The organism is Streptomyces sp. YGL11-2, assembly GCF_050054615.1.
GTDB lineage: Bacteria > Actinomycetota > Actinomycetes > Streptomycetales > Streptomycetaceae > Streptomyces.
Window position 1 is genome coordinate 1 of sequence record NZ_JBNHIN010000151.1, and the last position, 1312, is coordinate 1312.

The 1312-nt window shown below is 67.4% G+C and carries 1 protein-coding gene; it reads left to right on the plus strand.

Translation table 11 applies throughout. The features are described 5' to 3' along the window. Window positions 1–66 precede the first annotated feature (66 nt). Window positions 67–1277, plus strand: a protein-coding gene (locus ACO1BR_RS44085) for an IS3 family transposase (RefSeq protein WP_426800748.1) whose coding sequence is annotated in 2 segments (ribosomal slippage) — window positions 67–313 and window positions 313–1277 — 1212 coding nt in all. Because the reading frame shifts where the segments join, the coding sequence is not laid out codon by codon here. Window positions 1278–1312: the final 35 nt, after the last annotated feature.

Here is a 1312-nt window from a genome sequence, read left to right on the forward strand (position 1 = left end):
TGAGGCTGATCCTTTGGAGTGGACACCCGGACAATGGATCTTGATGGTCCAGGGAGGGATGTCCAGGTGGGACGTAAGTCTCCGTATCCGGAGGAGTTCCGGAAGGATGCCGTCGCGCTCTACCGCGCCGCGGCCGGCAAGCGCACGTACGCGGCGGTGGCTGCGGATCTCGGCATCACCGCGGAGTCACTGCGGACGTGGGTCTGTAAGGACGAGGCCCAGGCGGAGCCCGAGGGCCGCGACGTGGGTGTGAGCGCGATGGAGGAGCTGGCCCGGCTGCGGGCGGAGAACGCCAGGCTGCTGAAGGCGGAGAAGGAGTGGCAGTTGGAGCGCGACATCCTTCGCCGGGCAGCCGCCTGTTTTGCTCGGGAGGTGAAGTGAAGACCCGCCGCTGGGACTTCATCTCCGACAACCGCGCCGACTTCGGCGTGAAGCGGGTCTGCCGCGTGCTCGGGGTGTCCCGCGCCGGCTACTACCGGCACTTGGCCACCGCTCAGGCCCGTGCCGAGCGCCGGGCCGAGGAGAAACGGACCGTGGCCGAGATCCATGAGATCCACGCCGAACACGGCGGTGCGTATGGCGCCCCGCGCGTCCATGCCGAACTCCGAGCCCGCGGGCACGGGATCAACCGCAAGCGCGTCACGCGGCTGATGCGGGTCAACCACATCGTCGGCCGGCACCTGCGGAAGAAGAAACGGACGACGATCGCGGACAGGACCGCGCCGCCCGTGCCGGACCTGCTGATGCGCGACTTCACCGCGGACTCCTTGAATACCAGGTGGTGCGGCGACATCACTTACATAGCCGTCGGCACGACGTGGCTTTATCTCGCCACGGTGATCGACATCTGTTCGCGCCGGGTGGTGGGCTGGTCGATCGCTGACCACATGCGCACCTCGTTGGTCACCGACGCGATCGAGATGGCCGTGGCCGCCCGCGGCGGCCAGGTGGACGGCGTCGTCTTCCACACCGACAGGGGCGCCCAATACAGCGCGGCCGCCTTCGCCGAGGTCTGCCGCCGGCACGGCATCCGCCGGAGCATGGGCCGGGTCGGCTCGAGCTACGACAATGCCCTCGCCGAGTCGTTCTTCCAGGGCCTCAAGCGCGAGTGGCTCCACGGACACCGCTGGACCTCGAAAGCACAGTTCCGACTCGAGCTGTTCCGCTGGCTGGCCTACTACAACCAGCGCCGCCGTCACTCCGCCCTCGGATACCTCACACCAGCCGAGTTCGAACAACAACTCACCACATCACATACGCTGTCACTCGTCGCATGAAACCCGGTGTCCACTCCCGGGGATCAGCCTCACCC